A 15,817-nucleotide genomic window follows, 5' to 3' on the forward strand; every position below is an offset into this window, starting at 1 on the left:
GATCTCTCCTTCAGACGGCGACGCGCCATTCGCCCGTCAGCAGTTTCTGCATCAGGCCGCGTTTCTGGCGGGTGAGGGCTTCGATTTCGGTATTGAGGGCGTCAAGGTCGGTCTGTGCCGTACGCAACACCTCTGCGATGGCCCTCTGTTCGGCCAGCGACGGAAGCGGAAAGGGCAGTTTCGAGAACTCGCTCCAGCGCAGACTGCCGCGCCTGTCCACGGAAGCGCTGGTGCTGACCTCGAAGATGTGCCGATAGAGCCCGGTCTTCAGCACGGCAAAGGCGTAGTCGGCATCCACCTTCTCCGGCGCGAAACGGAAGACCGTGTAGATGGGACTGACGACGCCGACGTCTGTCAGGTTCTGAAGGCCGATGGAGCCTTCCTCGACATGGTTGCTGGGAAAACCGAAGTCGCCACGCCAGATTTTCTTGTAGCCTGACAGATCGGCGCTGAAGACCTGCTTCTTGAAGTACTCAAGCGACCGGACGAACCCGTCGTATTTCGAGCAGGACAGGACTTCATGCTGCTCTCCGTCGCCGTTCCGTTCGGAAATCTCGCGCGCCAGCTTGCCGATGGGCTTGGTGCCCCAGGTTGCGGGAAGCGTGAACCAGCGATGCGCGGCCACTTCGTCCGTGGTGCGGAAGCGATCCAGTTGGCGCGTTCCGAAGACCAAAGAGTGGGTCAACGCGCGATGCCGACGCAGCTTAGCCGCCCGCAGCGCCTCCAGCTTTTCGATGGCCTCGTCCCATGTCCGCAGGATTTCGGCGATCTTGCGCTGTTCAGGGAGTTCAGGGAGGCCAATCTCAATTGATGAAAGATGGCCTTGGTTTACCGATGGAACTGCACTTTCCTGACTGAAGCGACCAAGATCTTGCGTAAGCATAAAGTAATACAGGAAGTAAGTATCAACCCGGCTCTCATCAGGTATCGCCGCCATCATGTTGTTATCAATAACCGTAGGGCGGGTGAGAATCCTTCTTCTGTTCAATTTTAGTGCAGCGCCAACTTTCGCAAATACAACAGCGCCCTCTGGCTGTAGGTTCGCTCGCAGCATCTTCAGAGTCTTCTGGGAAACCCAATTCTGCGCATCAGTAATGTATTTTTCGTTGCCCGGCAGCGTCAGATCACTCACCTTAATGAATGGGAACTCCCCTGACAGTTGCCCTTGATACTCTTCCTTGAAACCGTTGCCGCCTCGAAAGGTGCAAATGTCTCCAAGGCTGGTTTCTTCCCAATCGGCCGCCTGAAATTCTAGTTCACGCATCCTTGGCCCTCTTCTTCCGCTCTTTGGCGGCCTTTTCCATGCCCTCCAGCTGGGCGATGTCGACCTCATCCGCCGCCAGCGCCTCGGCGGTGCGGCGGTTGGCGTCGAACACCTCGAACCGCTCGACGGCCAGCTTCTGGGCCACGTCCATCCGCAGCCGGCCGGCATGGGTCAGCACGTCGCGCTCGTTGAAGGACAGGAAGGCGTCGAGCTTGTCGGCCCATTCGGCCATGGCGACCGGGCGGCGGCGCCTCGCCTGGTCCTCAGCGTAGTCGAGGTACATCACGACGATGCGGTTGAGCTCCTCGACCTCATCGGCCTTCAGGTAGTTCTTGGCGGTGCCGACGTCGCCCTTCCGAACGATCGAGCCTTTCCAGCTGGTCAGGCCCATGTTGGGGGCGCTCGGATCGCTGCGGTTCTCGATCAGCTCGGCGGCCGTCTTGCCCGTGACCGCCCAGAGCATCTTGTTTTGCACCTTCTTGAAGAAGGCCTGCGCCTGCTCGGACGTCTTGTCGTAGTCGATGGCGGTCGTGTAGAGGTCGCGGACCTTCTGGTAGAAGCGCTTCTCCGAGGCGCGGATGTCCCGGATGCGGGCAAGCCATTCGTCGAAATAGTCCCATTGCTCCGCCTGCTTCAGCCGGGCATCGTCCATGGCGAAGCCCTTGATCAGGTATTCGCGCAGGACCGTTGTGGCCCAACGGCGGAACTGGGTGCCCCTCGGGGAGCGGACGCGGTAGCCGACCGCCAGAATGGCGTCCAGATTATAGACCTTCGTGCGGTAGGCCTTGCCGTCCGCGGCAGTTGTCAAGGATTCCTTGACAACTGACTCTGCCGCCAGCTCCCCCTCGGACAGGATGTTGTTGATGTGCAGGCTGACATTCTGCTTAGAGGTGTCGAACAGCTCGGCCATCTCCAGCTGCGTCAGCCAGACTGTGCCGTCGATGGCCCGCAGGCCGATGGTCGCGGCGCCGTCCTCGGTGCTGTAAAGGATCAGTTCGCCCTCAGACATCGACGCCCAGCTCCTTCAGGTAGCCGGCCATCTTGCCCCGCACCTCGGCCAGCTCGGCCTCGATGGTGTTGATCTGCTTCTGCAGTGCGGCGACGTCGATTTCTTCCTCCGGCTCGAAGGTGTCGACGTAGCGGGGGATGTTGAGGTTGAAGTCGTTCTCCGCGATTTCCTCCGGACTGGCGCGGTGGGAGTACTTCTCGGTCTCCGCCCGCGAGGCGTAGGTTTCCAGAACCTTGTTGATATGCGCCTCGTCCATCACGTTCTGGGTCTTGCCCGGCGTGAACTCCTTGCTGGCGTCGATGAACAGCACGTCGCGGCGGTCCTCGTTCGCGCCGCCCTGTTCGCGGGAGCGGTCGAAGACTAGGATGGCCACCGGAATGCCCGTGGTCGTGAAGAGGTTGGAGGGTAGGCCCACCACTGCGTCGAGCAGGTTCTCCTCGATCAGCGCCTGGCGGATACGCCCCTCGGCCCCACCCCTGAACAGCACGCCATGCGGAACGATGACGGCCACCCGGCCGCTCTGGCGCTTGGCGATTTCGATCATGTGGGTGATGAAGCCGTAGTCGCCCTTGGATTTGGGCGGGATGCCGCGCCAGAAGCGCTTGAACTGGTCGGTGTCCGCGTTCTCCGCCCCCCACTTGTCGAGGCTGAACGGGGGATTGGCCACCACTACGTCGAACTTCATCAGGTGATCGCCCTCGACCAGCGCGGGGCTGTTGAGTGTGTCACACCACTCGATGCGCGCGGCGTCCTTGGTGTGGAGAAACATGTTCATCCGCGCCAGCGCCCAGGTCGCGCCGTTCACTTCCTGGCCGTAGAGGGCGAAGTTCTCGGACCCGACCTCCTCGGCCGCCCGGATCAACAGCGATCCGGATCCGCAGGCCGGGTCGCAGATCGTGTCGCCCGGCTTGGGTGCCGCCAGTTTCGCAAGCATGCGGGAGACAGCGGAGGGCGTGTAGAACTCGCCAGCCTTCTTGCCCGCGTCGGAGGCAAAGCGCGAGATCAGGTAGATATAACACTCGCCGATGATGTCTTCGGTCACGCGACTAGGGCGCAGATCGAGCGCAGGCTTGGCGAAGTCCTCCAGCACGTTCTTGAGGCGCCGGTTGCGATCCTTGACGCGCCCGAGATTGGCCTCGGAGTTGAAGTCGATGTTGCGGAACACGCCTTCGAGCTTGGCGCGGTTGGCGTCTTCGATCCGCTCCAGCGCGATGTTGATCCGCTCGCCGATGTTGGGTTCGTTCCGGGCCTCGTAGAGGTCGTAGAAGCTGGCGCCTTCGGGAAGGACGAAGCGCTCGCGCTCCAACCGCCGACGGATCCGCGTTTCATCTCCGCCATACTGCTTACGATAGTTTTCGAGGTGATCGTTCCAATGGTCGGAGATGTACTTCAGGAACAACATTACGAGTATGTAATCCTTGTACTGTCCGGCATCGACGACGCCCCGGAAGGTGTCGCAAGCGGCCCAGGCCGTTTGGTTGACCTGTTGTTGGGTAAGCTGGTCGGTCATTGGGGCGTCTTTCCTTTCCTCGTTCTGGTGCGCATCCTGCTCGCTCGCTCGACGAGGATCAGGCTCATCATCTTTCTTCGCGTCTCGGCGGCGAGCTGGGACAGCTCCCGCTCCCTTTCGGCCAGCGCATCGACGGCGACGATTCTTCTCTGTGTCTCGATGTCCGGGACGTCGAGTTCGAGGTCGTCGAGGCTGGATCGAGGTATCATCCGGATGTTCGTGCCGCGTGCCGCAACGTCGAAGTGACGCTGCGCCGGGTGCTGATTGATCGCCCATGCCAGATACTCGGGCGTCACGACGTTGCGGTTCGGACGCAAAACCATCAGGGGCAGCACCGCGAGGGCTGGCTCCCGCAGACGTTCGTCCAGGGCAGACGCCGTGTTTCGTTCGCCCCGCGAGCGGAACACCACGTCACCGGCGCGCACGAAATAGCGGTCCGCCAGGTCCTCCAACTGGACTCGCGTCAGGCGCTCTGGATCGACGAGGCCGTCAGAGGAAATGTCGCGCAGCTGGATCGCGAGCACACCTCCGGCGGTCGTCGGCTCCAATCTGCCGCGAGCGGTATAGCCGGTGTGGATGGTGCAGACGTCAGCGAGGCGCATCGAAAATCCTCTGTAACTATCGCTACAGAAGGTAGGCGTGCGCAAGCCTGCTGTCAATGTCAAAATTTGCTGTAGAAAAGCCTACTGCATTTTGGGTTCTGCCGGACCCATCCAGGTCGCGATGTGGGTCCGGCAGCAACTCTTAACCGTGGGCCTGCGCCCTCTCGTTCGCTGGCGTACACGTCCTCAGCATGGTCTGCTCATATTCCTCAATATCTGATAGCCGGTACACCACCCGGCCGCCGAGTTTCACGAACTTCGGCCCCTCGCCGGTCCAGCGCCACCGTTCAAGCGTACGATGGCTGATCCCCCATCGCACCGCCAGTTCAAGTTGGTTCATGCATGTCGCCTTCATTTCCGTTTCCTTTCGCTCAGGCCAATTTGACTGCGACACAACGAAGGCGTGGGGGGGAAATACTATCAAGGTAATACTGGAGTGAGCGCCGAGCACCAGGTGAAGTGGCGTCTGGTCATGTAGCGAAGTTCTGCGGTGGCGAATATTCACTTAAGAATACGAAGGCGCGCTGGCGGGATGTGGGGCATACTTCGAGCGAGTTTGTCGAAGAGTCCTGCCCCTCCGCCATTGACTCAACAAAACCCTGCTTACAATAAAATGCTGCACTGAGAGCCCCTGCGGGGCGCCAGCAGGACGCGCCATTACGCGTTTGCGCAGCGCAAGAGCTTTGTAGCTGCTAAGATCAACTTCCATTTCAGCGCCCCAGCCAATAACGACCGTGGTATACGCATTTCGATAAAACGGCTTCTATCATTTTGGCCATGCATAGCCACACATGGCAATGACAGCACAAAAGCGGATTCGTTTGTGTCCTCACATTGTCGTGTTTTCAAAAATTAAAGTTGCGCACCACTTTTCGGCTATATACATACCCGCCTGTATGTAGCTGATAGCCGAACCTTCGTGGAGACCGAATACTAATGAATTTTAGATATACCACATTCTTTTTTGCTGGCATGGTGCTCCTGGCTGGCTGTCAGAAAGAAGACCAGTCTCAGGCCGCGCAAACGCCCCCGCCTGTGGCTGTCGGCATCGTAACAGCCGCTCCCTCGGCCTTGCCGATCACCAATGAATTACCCGGACGCATCGCACCCACGCGCCTTGCGGAAGTCCGCCCGCGCGTTTCCGGCATCGTCGTAGAGCGCGTTTTCGAGCAGGGTTCGCAGGTGGAAAAGGGCGACGTGCTTTACCGCATCGACCCCCGCTCGTTCCAGGTGCGCGTCGACAGCGCCGAAGCAACGCTGCGCCGCGCCCAGGCTGCCCTGTTGCAGGCGCAGCAGAACGCAGGCAGGCAGGAGCAGTTGCGTAAGTCGAACGTGTCCTCGCAGCAGGGCTATGACAATGCCATTGCCGAGCAGGCCAAGGCGGAAGCAGAAGTCGCTGTTGCAGAAGCGGGTCTGGCCGAAGCACGCCTCAATCTCGACTATTCGGAAGTAACTGCGCCGATCAGTGGCCGCATCGGGCGCGCCATGATCACCGAAGGCGCGCTGGTCAGTTCCAGCAGTTCCGAAAATCTCGCAACGATCCAGCAGCTCGATCCTATCTATGCCGACTTCACCCAGCCAGTGACCGAACTGATCCGCCTGCGCAAGGCTTTGCAGGACGGCCAGTTGATGACCGGCCCTAACGAGGCCGAAGTGCAACTGCTGCTTGATGATGGCAGCGCCTATCCGTATACGGGCCGTCTGCTGTTTTCGGAAGCAGCCGTCGATGCGAGCACCGGGCAAGTGACATTGCGCGGCGAATTCCCTAACCCCGATGGCGATCTGCTGCCGGGCATGTATGTTCGCGTACTCATCGAACAGGGCATCCAAAGGGCAGCCATTGCCGTTCCTCAGCAAGCTGTCCAGCGCGATGCCAGCGGCTCTGCCCGCCTGCTGGTGGTCAATGCCGAAAACAAGGTCGAGGAGCGTCAGGTCATCGTGGGACGCAATGTCGGCGACCGTGTCGTGGTGGTGCAGGGACTGAATGAAGGCGACCGCGTCGTTGCGGAAGGCTTCCAGAAGACGGCGCCTGGTGCGATCGTTGCGCCCCAGCCCTGGCAAGTCAATGAACAGGCCGAAACCAGTGCGAGCCCGACGCAGGCAGACGCCGCCACCACCTCCCAGAGCAACGAAGCTGCGACCGATTAATCAAGGCGAATAACTCATGGCACAATTTTTTATTAGCAGGCCGATCTTCGCCTGGGTCGTCGCAATTTTCATCATGATTGCCGGTATTCTTGCAATCCCGATGCTTCCTGTCGCCCAGTACCCCGATGTTGCGCCGCCGCAAATTTCGATCACCACCTCTTATGCAGGCGCTTCGCCGGAAGACGTATATCAGAGCGTGACCTCACCGATCGAGCAGGAACTCAACAGCGTCGATGGCCTGATCTATTTTGAATCGACCTCCAATGCCACGGGTCTGGTCCAGATCAATGCGACCTTCGAGCCGGGCACTGATTCCGCTAAGGCGTCCATCGACGTGCAGAATGCAGTGCGGCGCGTGGAAGCGCGTCTACCGCAGGTGGTCAAGCAGCAAGGCGTTCAGGTTCAGGAGGCTGGCAGCAGCTTCCTGATGATGGTCGCCCTGGTCTCCGAAGACGGCAATCTCGATGTCGTTGGGCTAGGCGACTACCTCAACCGAAACGTGCTGGGTGAAATCCAGCGTATCGATGGCGTTGGCCGTGCCCAGGTTTTTGCCAGTCAGCGCGCCATGCGCATCTGGATAGATCCCGACCAGATGGTAGGCCTGAACCTGTCGACCGCCGATATTAACAACGCCATTGCCTCGCAAAACGCACAGGTCGCGGCCGGTCGTATCGGCGCGCGGCCCAACCCGATCAATCAGCAGACTTCTGCCACCGTTCTGGTGAAAGGCCAGCTTACATCGCCCGAAGAATTCGGCGCGATTGTTCTGCGCGCCAATCCAGACGGCTCTTCTGTCCGCCTGCGCGATGTCGCGCGCATCGAGGTGGGTGCAGAAACCTACAACTTCTCGACCACGATCAACGGCAAGCCTGCCGCCGCCATCGGTATCCAGCTTTCTCCATCAGGCAATGCGATGGAAACTGCTGCCGCCGTGCGTGCCAAAATGGCCGAGCTGGCCGAATTCTTCCCCGCAGGGCTGGAATATCAGATCCCCTATGACACATCGCCATTCGTCGCCGTTTCCATCGAGAAAGTCATTCACACGCTTATCGAGGCCATGCTTCTCGTTTTCGTGGTGATGTTCGTCTTTCTCCAGAATTTCCGTTATACGATCATTCCGTCACTTGTCGTTCCGGTCGCGCTGCTGGGAACCTGTGCGATCATGTATGTCAGCGGATTTTCGATCAATGTGCTGACAATGTTCGCCATGGTGCTCGCCATTGGTATTCTGGTCGACGACGCCATCGTCGTCGTGGAAAATGTCGAACGCATCATGGCCGAAGAGGGACTTTCTCCCCGCGAGGCAACACGCAAGGCAATGCGGCAGATTTCCGGCGCGATCATCGGCATTACGCTGGTGCTGACCGCCGTGTTCATTCCCATGGCCTTCTTCCCCGGCGCCGTCGGTATCATTTACCAGCAGTTCAGCCTGACCATGGTCGTTTCGATCCTGTTCTCCGGCCTTCTGGCCCTTTCGCTGACCCCGGCGCTTTGCGCGACCTTCCTCAAGCCCATTGCCCCCGGACATCACGAAAAGAAGGGCTTTTTCGGATGGTTCAACCGCCGCTTCGATGCCGGCACCAGAAAATATTCCGGCTCCGTCGACTGGATCGTGCGCCGTGCGGGCCGCTTCATGATAATTTATGTCGTGCTCGTCGGTGGTTTGATCTATCTCTTCATGGGCCTGCCATCATCCTTCCTGCCAAATGAGGATCAGGGCTTCCTCATCGTCGATATGCAGACACCGGCGGAAGCAAGCACCAACCGTACCGAAGCCGTCTCCGCGCAGGTCGATCAGATATTCGCTGAGGAACCAGCAGTCGCAGACCGCACGCTGATCAATGGCTTCAGCTTTTCGGGCTTTGGCGACAATGCCGGTCTGGCTTTCATCACCCTGAAAGACTGGAGCGAGCGCGACGAGGAAAATTCGGCTCAGTCGCTCGCCCAGCGTATCAATGGACAACTGTTCCAGATTCGTGACGCCATGGCCTTCGCACTTTCGCCTCCGCCCATTCAGGGGCTTGGCAATGCGGGCGGTTTCAGCTTCCGGCTTCAGGACCGTTCGGGCGCGGGCCAGACCGCGCTCGCCATGGCCACCGATCAGTTGATGGCGGCAGCAAGCCAGAGCCCGGTATTGACCGGCATGCGTATCGAAGGGATGCCTGCCGCGGCCCAGCTGATTGTCAATATCGATCGCGAAAAGGCCAATACGTTCGGCGTCACCTTTGCCAGCATCAACTCGACCATTTCGGCCAATCTGGGTTCAGCCTATGTCAACGACTTCCCCAACGCAGGACGGATGCAGCGCGTGACAATTCAGGCCGATGCACATCAGCGCATGAGCGCGGATGACATTCTCGGACTCAACGTGCCCAACGCCAACAACGGCATGGTGCCGCTGCGCGCCTTTGCCGACGTGGAGTGGACGAAAGGCCCCGCGCAGGTGGTCGGATATAATGGCTATCCCGCCGTGCGCATCAGCGGCAATGCAGCCCCGGGTTACTCCTCGGGCGCTGCGATCGCTGAAATGGAACGCCTGACCAGCGAATTGCCAAACGGCTTCGGTTATGAATGGTCCGGCCAGTCCTTGCAGGAAATCCAGTCCGGCAACCAGATGCCATTCCTCATGGGGCTGACGGTCGTCTTCATCTTCCTTCTGCTGGCGGCGCTTTATGAAAGCTGGTCGATACCGCTTTCGGTCATGCTCGTGGTTCCGCTCGGTATTATCGGCGCGGTTCTGGCGGTCATGATGCGCGACATGCCCAATGACGTCTACTTCAAGGTCGGCATGATCACGATCATCGGGCTATCGGCGAAAAACGCCATCTTGATCGTCGAATTCGCCAAGGATCTCTATGCCGAGGGAATGCCACTTCTGGATGCGACGGTCGAGGCGTGCAAACTTCGCTTCCGTCCGATCCTCATGACGTCGCTTGCATTCAGCCTCGGCGTTGTTCCACTGGCCATTGCAAGCGGCGCCAGTGCGGCGAGCCAGAACGCTATCGGCACCGGGGTTCTTGGCGGCATGATCTCCGCGACTGTTCTTGCGGTGTTCTTCGTTCCCGTGTTCTTTGTCTTCATCATGAAGCTTGCTCGCAGGAACGAAAAAAACGTGCCGGTGAGCAGCGAGAAGGAAGCAGTAAATGCGGCGAACCAAGGCTGAAGCCGCTGAAACCCGCGAAGCGATCCTTTGCTCTGCTGAACGGATCTTCTTCGAAAAAGGGCTGGCTCATTCAACGCTGGATGAGATTGCGACAGCCGCAGGCGTGACAAGGGGTGCCATTTACTGGCACTTCCAGAACAAGGCCGATATTTTTCTGGAACTGTTCGACACTGTCCGCCTGCCTCGCATCAGCGTGCTCGATCTCGATGATGCGGATGGCAACCCGAAAGACCCTCTGGCCTTTATCGAGAAGACAGCCTGCGACTGGCTCGATACCCTTGTCGTCGACGAGCAGCGACAGCGCTTGCTGACGATTCTGGTGCGCACCAACTTCGCCGATGAATTCGCGGAGGTGCAGGCGGCAAAGGATGCTCTTGAGGAAGAGCAGGCACGCATTCTCGTCGCCATCATGGAAAAGGCAGCCACACAGGGCATCCTTCATCCCCAATGGTCCGCGCAATCGGCCTCCAATGCATTTCGCTGGCTGATGAAGGGCATGGTCTGGGAATGGCTGCTTTCAATGCGTTCCTTTGAGATCGCAACCGATGGCAAGAAAACCTTGCAAACATTTCTTTCGTCTATCAGAAAAGCTTGAAAAGAAATCGCCCGGAAGAATTTATCTTTCCGGGCGATTATTCAGCGCGCCGAAACCGGCTTGCGACGGCCTCGCCTCAAAAATGCAAACAGCAAAATCGCAAGGATGATCGCGGCTCCAGCGGCAATGCCTATTCGCGCCGCCCAGATCAACCACGTCGAGGTTGGCCCGCCAGCACGCAATTGTGCCACCTGCTCCACCGTAACCTTGCCCGCTGGATTGCCGAAATGCTCAATCAGATAATTACTCAAGGTGGCGACCTGCGTATCCGAAAGCTCCTTGCCAAACCCCGGCATGAGCACATCGGGCTGCCGCCGCAATCCTTCCAGAATCACCATGACCAAATTGTTGGTGTTCTCCCGGCCAAGCGCTGTATTGTGCACCAGCGAAGGAAGTCCGCCCTCAAAACTGCCCTGTCCCTGTGCCTGATGGCAGGTTGCGCAATAGGCGTCATAGAGCTGCGCTCCGCTTAATGTGTCGTGGTCCTGTGGCCAGGCCACGCCGCGAATGCTTGCCAGTTCGTCCGAAGGCTCGCCCCAGGAAAAGACCGGTTGCGTATCGGCAGCATCGCGGACCGGTTCGACAGTCTTCAGATAGACCGCCATCGCCTTCACGTCTTCGTCGGTCATGTGACGGAAGCTGTGATCGATCGCTTCAGCCATCGGACCTGCCGCCTGGCTTTTTGCGATATTGCCGTGCTTCATATAGGCGACCAGTTCCTCGACGCTCCAGCCGCCAATGCCGCTATTGGCATCCGATGTGATATTGGGCGCATGCCAGGGACCAATATCGGCACCCGCCATTTCGCGCGATGTCTGTTCCGCCATAAAGAGATTGCGCGGCGTGTGGCAGGTGCCGCAATGGGCCGGTCCCTGCACCAGATAGGCACCCCGGTTCCATTCCGCATCCTTCGCGGGATCGGGCTTGTAGGGACCGCTTTGAAGAAACAGAAGGTTCCATGCCGCCATCGAAAGACGGATATTGAATGGAAATGGCAGCTTCGTTTCGGGTGGGCGCGTTTCCACCGGCTCCACCCCTTCCATGAAATAGGCATAGAGCGCCGCGACATCCTCATCCGTCAGCAACGCATAGGCCGTATAGGGCATGGCGGGATAAAGATGCTTGCCATCGGCGCGCACGCCCCTGCGCACCGCCGCGTCGAACTGCTCCAGCGTATAATTGCCGATGCCGTTTTCCTTCGACGGGGTGATGTTGGTCGACATGATCGCGCCGATAGGGGTTGCCAGCGGCAGGCCGCCAGCCATTGGCTGGCCGCCGGGTGCCGTGTGGCAGGCGACGCAATCGGACGCGGTCGCCATATATTTGCCGCGTGCGATCAGATCTGCATCCGCCGCGAGCGCCGGAATTGCAAGAAAGGAAGCACAGACCGGCAATGCAAGCAGGGCGGCAAGACGGCCGGACAGTCGAGACAGGATAGGGCTCATGACTTTGCTTCCCCGTTTACATTGGTCGCAGCGCTCTGCTGTTCCAGAATATGGGCGACCGAGCGCAGCGCTACCGCAAGTCCGTTTTCCGTCGAATTGCAGGTCGATGAGGTCGGCAGAACCGCCGTACTGGCGAAGAACAGGTTCTCATGGTCGTGGGCGCGACCCCATTGATCGCAGACCGAGGTCTTGGGATCGTTACCCATGCTGAGCGTGCCGCAAATATGCTGGTTGTTGGCAAACTCGCCCTCCTTGCTGAAGCGCAGATTGGTGCCGCCCATCAGTTCGGCGATGCGACGGAAATCCTGCTGCGAGCGCTCATGCCCCCGGCGTGTATAATCGTCGATCGAATAATGCGCCTCCGGCTTGGGAAGCCCCAGCGCGTCCTTCTCGGAACTGAGCGCAATTCTGCGTTCGGGGTCCGGCAGCACTTCAAGGACGTTCTTCACATTCATCTCGCGCGCAGCGCTGTAGCGCAGGCGCTTTTCAAGTTCTGCACCATAAATGCCTGCGCCGATCAGGCTGCGCGTTACGCCATCGACGCGCGAAATATTGGTGAAGTCGAGACGGTAGGGCGAATGCTCGGAACGGAAATCGCCATCGCGCATGAAGTTGATCGAGCTTGGGCTCTGCGGTCCGCGGCCCAGCCACACATCCTCATCGGCGTCGAAGGTCAGGGAGGTGCTCGGATGATCCATCAGATTGCGCCCGACCATATCGGAACTATTGGCGAGGCCTTTGGGAAATTTGTCGCTGGCAGACAGCAGCAGCAAGCGTGGGCTTTCGATGCCATTGGCCGCAACGATAAAGGTCTTGCCGGTCACGCGATGGGTGCCCTTGTCGGGATCGTAATAGAGCGCCGCCGTGATATTGCCCTTCTCGTCATGTTCGAGCTTGTAGACATTGGCGTTGGGGATCAGTTTTGCCCCGGCAGCTTCGGCGGCGTCTGCCGACAACCCGCCATGATATTGCGCGTCGATGGGACAGATCGGCTGGCAGGAATTGTTGCCGCAACAGGCCGGCCTGCCATCATAGGGACGGCTGTTGCGGGCCGTGGTATTGGTGACGACTTCATATTCGGGCGCGAGCCGTTCGCGCAGGCGACGCATCGCATAGGGCTCCGTCACCGGCTCCATCGGGAAAGGCTGGCTGCGCGGCGATCCGGTATTATCCGCACCCGAAACGCCCATAAGCTCTTCGGCTTCCTGATAGAATGGTTCAAGCTCGTCATAGCCGAATGGCCAGTCAACACCCACGCCATACAGGCTTTTGATCTTGAAATCATTGGGCACGTTGCGCCAGGCATGGGCGGCCCAGTGCCATGTGGTTCCGCCCACCTGCCTTATATATTCAGCCGCATAGGGATAGGGTCCAGCCTGAACAATATGATTGTTCGGCTCGGGCTGGTAAATCGGGTGCGGCGCCCACGGCACCGATGGATAAGGCGACATCCAGTCGCTGCGGCGCGTAGAATTGCGAAACCGCGCGACCAGTTCTTCGCGCGTTACGCGTGGGCCTGCCTCGAGAATGATTACCGAGGCACCCGTCAGCGCCAGCTTGCGCGCCGCCAGCGAACCAATAATCCCTGAACCGACGACGACGAAATCTGCCGACAGTGTATCTGCCATGATTTTCCCTCAGATTGGTTTTCTGGCCCAGCTGCCATAGGCACCATAAGAATAGGTCGGCGGCCTGAGCACATCACCAACCACTTCAGCATTCAACGCCTTTTCAAAAGCAAGCGCGCGCGCGTTAAAGCCTTCACCCACAATACCCATATACCACGCGGTCACGATCCGCCGCGGCAAGGCAATAAGCGCAGACTTTTCATCGTCAAGGATGGTTTGCAATTGCATCGGATCGATCTTGCGCTCCTCGATCAGGGCGAGCAGTGCCTTGGCCGCCGCTGGAAAGCCCGGATCGTCGGCGACAAGGGCCGCATATAGCCGTTGCGCCTGAGCTGCATCGAGCGACTGGCGTCCGACCAGTATGGCCGACAATGCCAAAAATGCGCCCTCATCGGCATCCGACGCTTCCTGTGCCAGCGCCCAGGGAATAAGGGTTGCCGTATAAGCCGACACCAGTCCAAAAAGAAGCAGCCTTCTTGTCCGATCTGGCCGATCGCCGTCATAAATAAGCTGGTTCATAATCCCCTCTTTCAGCGCCGGACTCAAAACTGCACCGAAGCAGTATTGAGTTCTCGCGGATGGCTGGAGCGGCCCACTTTCAAAGAAACCATGAACCGCTCCAGTTATTTGCAATACATTTTTCTCAGCCGTCCAAACGGGCGGGGGAAATGCCCTGATCGTCAGCCTTCGCCCATGCCTTCCGCGGGCTTGGATGCATGTCCCTGACGCACCTTCTCCTCGATACGGGCACCGACATCGGCATCGACGCTCTTCCAGTAATCGAAGGCGCGGCTCAATACCGGCTCACGCACACCGCCAAGCAGGCTGCCTGCGACCTGATCCACCAGTTTGGCGCGCTGTTCATCGTTGAACACTTCGCGCACCAGAATGCCCGGCTGGCCGAAATCATCGTCATTGCTGCGCAAGGTATAAGCGCTGCGTACCATGTCGCCGTCGGTTTCCCAGCCATCAGGCATTGCGCCCGTCTCGTCGGCCCATGGCCGCCCGCCGCTATTGGGCGCATAGACAGGAGCATTGCCGCTGTGATGATAGGCCATCTGGCCATCGAACATATAGGTGTTCACCGGCACCTTGGGCTGGTTCACCGGAAGCTGGTGGAAGTTGGTACCGATGCGGTTGCGCTGTGCATCATTGTAAGCGAAGGCGCGACCAAGCAGCATCTTGTCCGGCGACAAACCAATTCCCGGAACCGTATTGCCGGGTGAAAACGCCGCCTGCTCAATCTGGGCGAAGAAGTTTTCCGGATTGCGGTTGAGCGTCATCTTGCCCACCTTGATCAGCGGATAGTCCTCATGCGGCCAGGTCTTGGTGAGATCGAAGGGGTTGATCCGGTAGGTCTTGGCGTCGGCATAAGGCATGATCTGGACGGAAAGTACCCAGCTCGGATGTTCACCGCGTTCAATGGCATCGAAAAGGTCGCGGCGATGGAAATCCGCATCCGCGCCCGCCATGGTCGCCGCTTCTTCATTGCTGAAGAATTTCATGCCCTGTTCGGTATGGAAATGATATTTGACCCAGAATTTCTGGCCCGAAGCATTGACCCACATATAGGTATGCGAGCCATAGCCATTCATATGGCGCCATGTACGCGGCAATCCGCGTTCGCCCATCAGATAGGTGACCTGATGCGCGCTTTCTGGGTTATTGGTCCAGAAATCCCACTGCATATGGTTATCGCGCAATCCTGAATCCGGCAACCGCTTCTGGCTGCGGATGAAATGCGGAAATTTCATCGGATCGCGGACGAAGAAGATCGGCGTATTGTTGCCGACCAGATCATAATTGCCTTCACTGGTATAGAATTTGAGCGAAAAACCGCGTACATCGCGCCAGGTGTCGGGACTTCCCATCTCCCCGGCAACTGTTGAGAAGCGTGCCAGCATTTCGGTCGAGGCACCCTTCTGAAACAGCGCCGCCCTGGTGTAGGTCGATACGTCTTCTGTCGTCTCGAATACGCCAAATGCGCCTGCACCTTTCGCATGGGGCTGGCGTTCTGGAACTTTCTCGCGGTTGAAATGTGCCATCTGCTCAAGGAAATGAACATCGTGCAGCAGGATCGGGCCATCGGGACCTATGGTCAGGGAATTGCGATCACTTGGAGCGGGTGCTCCGGCCCCGGTGGCGGAACGTGTATCACGGGGCTTACCTTGGTCTGACATGGGTACCTCCTCAGGGCGCTTCGAGGCAAAGCGCGCATGTTATGATGACTATGAAATATCCTGTGGACGGGCCTCGCTCACCAATGCTCGAATCTGATAGCGGTCATAAGCAACGACCGTTTAGCCTAATAACAACTCCCCAGCAGGAAACCGTCAAGCCATATTTAATGAAATAAATGTGCGCGCGCATTGCCAGGCATAGAAGGAGCCAGGTCCGAAGACCAGCTGTTCGGGATCTGTTGCAAACATTGGTTTAGCACGGGGCGCAGCTTA

Annotated in this window: 12 protein-coding genes; 3 read left to right on the forward strand and 9 right to left on the reverse strand. The window is 58.7% G+C overall.

What is annotated here, in order from left to right:
- Positions 1–10: 10 nt before the first annotated feature.
- The 5 genes from KUG47_RS15390 to KUG47_RS15410 all read right to left on the reverse strand — a co-directional run bounded on the left by KUG47_RS15390 (position 11) and on the right by KUG47_RS15410 (position 4,725).
- On the reverse strand, positions 11–1,264 hold the full coding sequence (locus KUG47_RS15390) for a restriction endonuclease subunit S (protein WP_217678843.1): 1,254 nt from the start codon (positions 1,262–1,264) through the stop codon (positions 11–13).
- On the reverse strand, positions 1,257–2,273 hold the full coding sequence (locus tag KUG47_RS15395) for a virulence RhuM family protein (RefSeq protein WP_217678844.1): 1,017 nt from the start codon (positions 2,271–2,273) through the stop codon (positions 1,257–1,259). Before KUG47_RS15395 ends, KUG47_RS15390 begins: the two co-directional genes overlap by 8 nt.
- Complete coding sequence (locus KUG47_RS15400) at positions 2,266–3,783, reverse strand: type I restriction-modification system subunit M (protein ID WP_217678845.1); 1,518 nt, start codon at positions 3,781–3,783, stop codon at positions 2,266–2,268. The genes KUG47_RS15395 and KUG47_RS15400 overlap by 8 nt, the downstream gene beginning before the upstream one ends.
- Positions 3,780–4,385, reverse strand: coding sequence for a restriction endonuclease subunit S domain-containing protein (locus tag KUG47_RS15405; RefSeq protein WP_217678846.1), 606 nt, complete (start codon positions 4,383–4,385; stop codon positions 3,780–3,782). Before KUG47_RS15405 ends, KUG47_RS15400 begins: the two co-directional genes overlap by 4 nt.
- Positions 4,386–4,527: 142 nt before the next feature.
- On the reverse strand, positions 4,528–4,725 hold the full coding sequence (locus tag KUG47_RS15410; protein WP_254799587.1) for a helix-turn-helix transcriptional regulator: 198 nt from the start codon (positions 4,723–4,725) through the stop codon (positions 4,528–4,530).
- Positions 4,726–5,321: 596 nt separating this feature from the next.
- On the opposite strand from KUG47_RS15410, the gene KUG47_RS15415 reads away from it, so the two are divergent.
- Genes KUG47_RS15415 through KUG47_RS15425 form a run of 3 tightly spaced genes read left to right on the forward strand, consistent with a single transcriptional unit; the run spans position 5,322 to position 10,291 of the window.
- The gene (locus KUG47_RS15415; RefSeq protein WP_217678848.1) at positions 5,322–6,533 is read left to right on the forward strand and encodes an efflux RND transporter periplasmic adaptor subunit; all 1,212 of its coding nucleotides are present in this window, start codon (positions 5,322–5,324) and stop codon (positions 6,531–6,533) included.
- Positions 6,534–6,549: 16 nt separating this feature from the next.
- The gene (locus KUG47_RS15420) at positions 6,550–9,696 is read left to right on the forward strand and encodes an efflux RND transporter permease subunit (RefSeq protein ID WP_217678849.1); all 3,147 of its coding nucleotides are present in this window, start codon (positions 6,550–6,552) and stop codon (positions 9,694–9,696) included.
- On the forward strand, positions 9,677–10,291 hold the full coding sequence (locus KUG47_RS15425; RefSeq protein WP_217678850.1) for a TetR family transcriptional regulator: 615 nt from the start codon (positions 9,677–9,679) through the stop codon (positions 10,289–10,291). Before KUG47_RS15420 ends, KUG47_RS15425 begins: the two co-directional genes overlap by 20 nt.
- Positions 10,292–10,332: 41 nt before the next feature.
- Here KUG47_RS15425 and KUG47_RS15430 read toward each other — a convergent pair whose 3' ends face one another.
- The 4 genes from KUG47_RS15430 to KUG47_RS15445 all read right to left on the reverse strand — a co-directional run bounded on the left by KUG47_RS15430 (position 10,333) and on the right by KUG47_RS15445 (position 15,544).
- Entirely contained in the window at positions 10,333–11,736 is a 1,404-nt protein-coding gene (locus KUG47_RS15430) for a c-type cytochrome (protein ID WP_217678851.1), read from the reverse strand.
- Complete coding sequence (locus KUG47_RS15435) at positions 11,733–13,364, reverse strand: GMC family oxidoreductase (RefSeq protein WP_217678852.1); 1,632 nt, start codon at positions 13,362–13,364, stop codon at positions 11,733–11,735. Before KUG47_RS15435 ends, KUG47_RS15430 begins: the two co-directional genes overlap by 4 nt.
- A gap of 9 nt (positions 13,365–13,373) precedes the next feature.
- Positions 13,374–13,883: a sorbitol dehydrogenase family protein gene (locus tag KUG47_RS15440; protein ID WP_217678853.1), complete on the reverse strand. Its 510-nt coding sequence runs from the start codon at positions 13,881–13,883 to the stop codon at positions 13,374–13,376.
- Positions 13,884–14,044: 161 nt separating this feature from the next.
- Positions 14,045–15,544, reverse strand: a complete 1,500-nt coding sequence (locus KUG47_RS15445; RefSeq protein ID WP_217678854.1) for a catalase — start codon at positions 15,542–15,544, stop codon at positions 14,045–14,047.
- Between the last annotated feature and the right edge of the window lie 273 nt (positions 15,545–15,817).

The sequence above is a fragment of the Falsochrobactrum tianjinense genome (assembly GCF_019100495.1).
Lineage (GTDB): Bacteria > Pseudomonadota > Alphaproteobacteria > Rhizobiales > Rhizobiaceae > Brucella > Brucella tianjinense.